This is a genomic window from Lapillicoccus sp. (genome assembly GCF_046595215.1).
Taxonomy (GTDB): Bacteria; Actinomycetota; Actinomycetes; order Actinomycetales; family Dermatophilaceae; genus Lapillicoccus.
The window spans coordinates 1-3799 of the sequence record NZ_JBKJPP010000047.1; the positions used below are offsets into that span (position 1 = coordinate 1).

Annotated in this window: 4 protein-coding genes; all 4 read right to left on the reverse strand. The window is 68.7% G+C overall.

The window, feature by feature from the left end; genetic code table 11:
- On the reverse strand, positions 1-689 hold a 689-nt coding region (locus tag ACLL9L_RS04505), incomplete at its 3' end, for an ABC transporter substrate-binding protein (RefSeq protein ID WP_411283452.1).
- Entirely contained in the window at positions 689-1903 is a 1215-nt protein-coding gene (locus tag ACLL9L_RS04510) for a branched-chain amino acid ABC transporter permease (protein WP_411283453.1), read from the reverse strand. The genes ACLL9L_RS04505 and ACLL9L_RS04510, both read right to left, overlap by 1 nt.
- A complete protein-coding gene (locus ACLL9L_RS04515) occupies positions 1896-2786 on the reverse strand; it encodes a branched-chain amino acid ABC transporter permease (protein ID WP_411283454.1) in 891 nt (296 codons plus the stop codon). The genes ACLL9L_RS04510 and ACLL9L_RS04515 overlap by 8 nt, the downstream gene beginning before the upstream one ends.
- Positions 2783-3640, reverse strand: a complete 858-nt coding sequence (locus ACLL9L_RS04520; RefSeq protein WP_411283455.1) for an ABC transporter ATP-binding protein — start codon at positions 3638-3640, stop codon at positions 2783-2785. The genes ACLL9L_RS04515 and ACLL9L_RS04520 overlap by 4 nt, the downstream gene beginning before the upstream one ends.
- Positions 3641-3799: the final 159 nt, after the last annotated feature.

Genomic DNA, 3799 nt, shown 5'->3' on the forward strand with positions numbered 1-3799 from the left:
GCGGTCATGTCCGCGTCGGTCGACTGGATCTGCTGCTCGACGACCTTCATCCCGTGCTGCTTGGCGAAGTACGTGGATCCGTTCAGGCCACCGGCGCCGTACTCACCCTCGAAGTAGATGTGGCCGATCGTGTCGCCCTCCTTGATCTTGCCTTCTTGGAGCAGGTAGTCCAGGACGTTGATCATCTCGACCTCGTAGGTCGCGCCCACGATCGCGATCTCCGGCGACTCGGACAGAGACTGCGCCCACGCTGCCGGGATGTTGACCATGTGGTCGGCCTCGAACTGGGGCAGGAGCCCGGTGTTGATGGGGGACCCGATCGTCTGCTCGATCGCCAGCACGTCGTTGTGGATCGAGCTGTAGAGCTGGATCCCTCGCTGGGTGTCGTAGCCGTGGTCCTTGACCGTCTCCTCGACGGTGTAGGTGCCACAGATCTTGTCGCCGGCGTTCTGCGACTTCCAGTAGAGCGACTGGGCGTTGGTGATGTCCTTGCCCAGCGCAGCGAAGACGCCGGTCAGGTCGGTGAGCGCTCCGAGGGTGATGGTGTCGCCGTCGATCCCACGACCGACCTTGACCCCGTCCTGGACCGACGAGGCGTCGTTCGAGGACTTCGTGCTGCAGGCGGCAGAGGCCAGCACCATGGTGACCGACATGAGAGCGACTGCCCCTCGCTTGGTGTTCCTGTTCATCAGTTGTCCCTTCCGGTGGACGGGTCGGCGTGTGCCGGTGTCTCGAGCTGGTCGTGATCGGCCCCGGCGGTTGCGGATGCAGCTCCGGGGGCACGGTGGGGGCGCCGCAAGCGGCGGGCTAGCCCGGCGAGTCCGCCTGGCTCGAACATCACGACGAGGACGATCGCCCCGCCGTAGAGGAAGGCCGCCGCCTGGCTCGCCACGATGCCGGGCTGGCCGGGGTCGACGATGAAGGGCAGGGATCCGGCGTACTGCTGGAGGACAAGGGGCGCGGCACTGACGAAGGTGGCACCGAGGATCGCACCGGTCACCGAGCCGAGGCCGCCGAGCACGATCATCGCCAGGAACTGCACCGACAGCGCGAGCCCGAACGAGTCGGGGGCCACCGAGCCGATGGAGAGGGCGTAGAGGACGCCGGCGAGACCGGCGTACATCGAGGAGACCAGGAACGCGCGCGCCTTGTAGGCCCGGACGTCGACGCCCATCACCGAGGCAGCGACCTCGCTGTCGCGCAGCGTCTCCAGCGCGCGGCCGGGGCGTGAGCGGACCAGGTTGGCGGCGAACCAGCAGCCCACCACGCACAGGGCCAGGCCGAGGTACCACAGCCGCTCGGCCTGCCCGAAGGGCACACCGGCCACCACCAGCTCCGGCGAGTCCGAGCCACCGAAGTTGAAGCCGAAGAGCGTGAAGGCCGGCACCAGTCGGCCGTTGAAGCCACCGGTCACCGAGGTCCAGGTGTTGAGCACGTGCTGGCCGATGAACACGAGCCCGAGGGAGGCGATGCCGAGGTAGATCCCGCGGAGCCGGGCGGCGATCGGGCTGAAGAGGACCCCCGCGAGTCCAGCGACGATCACCCCCAGCACCATGCCGATGACCGGTGGCCACTCCAGGCCGCCGTAGGCGTTGGCGGTCCCACCCGGCGCACCCGAGACATACGTGTAGGTGACGGCCCCGACGGCCAGGAAGAAGGCGTGGGCCAGCGAGAGCTGCCCCGTCGTGCCCACCAGAAGGTTGAGCCCGAGCGCTCCGACGATCGCGGCGAAGACGGCGAACCCGGTGCGCAACCAGAACTCATCGACGTAGAGCGGGAGCACGAGCAGCACCACGACCGCTGCGAGGACGACCGCGAGCCTGACGAGGCGGCTCACCGGCCAGGACCTCGGCGCGGGGTGCCCGGTAGGTGCGTCGCGGTGGACGGTGGCGGCCTCAGACACGCGTCAGCTCCTTCGTGCCGAAGAGCCCGGACGGCCGCACCAGCAGCACAGCGACCATCACGACGTAGGGCACCACGTCACCGAAGCCCCGCCCGAGGAAGGCGATCTGGTCCTGGTAGCCGGCGGCCATCGCCTCCGCGATGCCGACCATCAGACCGCCCACCAGCGCGCCCCCTGTCGAGTCGAGGCCCCCGAGGATGGCGGCGGGCAGGGCGCTGAGGGCCACCGTGGCGACGGCAGGGGTCACACCGGGTGTCGGCGATCCCACCGCGAACAGCCCCGCGACCGCGGCCAGGACGCCGGCGACCATCCAGGCGAACATCGAGACCCGCCCACGGTGGATGCCCATGAGTGCCGCGGCCTCGCCGTCCTCGGCGGCAGCGCGCATCGAGATGCCCCAGTTGGAGTACTTGAAGATCGCGAAGAACCCGGCGATCAGCACACCGGCGACGACGATCGCCACAGCGCGGTTGGCAGTGATGCCGACACCGCCGAACGAGATCGACCTGCCGCCCCACGGGTGGTCGACATTGAGGATGTCGGAGCCGATCCGACGGGTCAGCTCGGTGATGATGATGAGGTCGACACCGATCGTGAGGATCGCCAGTCCGATCACCGGGGCCCCGCGCAGGCGGTTGATGATCAGGCGCTCGACGAGCACGGCTGCGATCGCGGCACCTCCGATGCCGATCACGAGCGCGGGCCAGAAGCCGATCTTCTGGTCGTAGTGACCGACCAGGTAGGCCCCGAGCAGCAGGAGCGAGCCCTGCATGAAGCTGGTGACCTCGCTGGCCTTGAAGATGATGACGAAGCCGAGGGCGATGAGCGCATAGACGGCCCCGAGCGACAGGCCGTTCAGCAGCAGGGACAGGAACTGGGTCATGGCGAGCTCTCCTCGTGAGGATGGTCCCGGTCCACGGCATCGGCAGGCGTGCTGTCGTCACCGGCTCCGAGGTAGGCGCGGATGACCTCGGGATCGTGCTGGGTCTCGTCCGGGGTGCCGTCCGCGATCAGCCGACCGAAGTCGAGGACGGTGACGCGGTCGGCGATGCTCATCACCATGCCCATGTCGTGCTCGACCAGGACGATGGAGATGCCGAGCTCGTCGCGGATCTCGAGGACGGCCTGCGCCATGCGCTCGGTCTCCTCAGCGTTCATGCCGGCCACTGGCTCGTCCAGCAGCAACAGGCGTGGCTCGGTGCACAGGGCCCGGGCCACCTCCACGCGCTTCTGGTCCCCGTAGGAGAGCACTCCGACCGGCAGGTCGAGCTTGGCACCGAGCTCGAGGAACTCGGCGATCTCGCGGACACGCTCCCGGTGCACGCGCTGCTCACGCGTCGCCGCCGGGAGCCGCAGGCCAGAGGCGAGGAAGCCGGCATGGGTCAGCCGGTGACGTCCGAGCATCAGGTTCTCCGCCACCGTCTGGGTGCCGGACAGGGCGATGTTCTGAAAGGCGCGGGCGACGCCGAGCTGGGCGATCTTGTGCGGGCGCAGCCCGTTGAGCTCCGTCGAGCCCAGGCTCACCGTGCCGGCCGAGGCGCGATAGACGCCGGACAGCACGTTGAACATCGTGGACTTGCCAGCACCGTTGGGCCCGATCACTGCGTGCACCGTGCCGGGCCGCACCGTGAAGGACACGTCGGAGAGGGCCTTGATCGCGCCGAACTCCACGGTGACGTTGGCGACCGTCAGGACCTCGACGTCCTCGCGGAGGGTCACCTCGGGTGCTGTCGTCACTGCGACCACCTCGTGAGTCTCTTGGTCGTCCTGGTGGCGGCAACGCGTCGGGGAGACCCGTCGGCACCGTGGCCGAGGTAGAGGCGTTGCACGGCGTCGGACGCCGAGAGCTCCGCCGAGGTGCCTGACAGGGACACCTTCCCCACGTCGAGGACGAAC

Excerpts from the sequence above, each read along its gene's own strand:
- ACLL9L_RS04515 (WP_411283454.1), bottom strand. The coding sequence starts at position 2,786 with ATGACCCAGTTCCTGTCCCTGCTGCTGAACGGCCTGTCGCTCGGGGCC.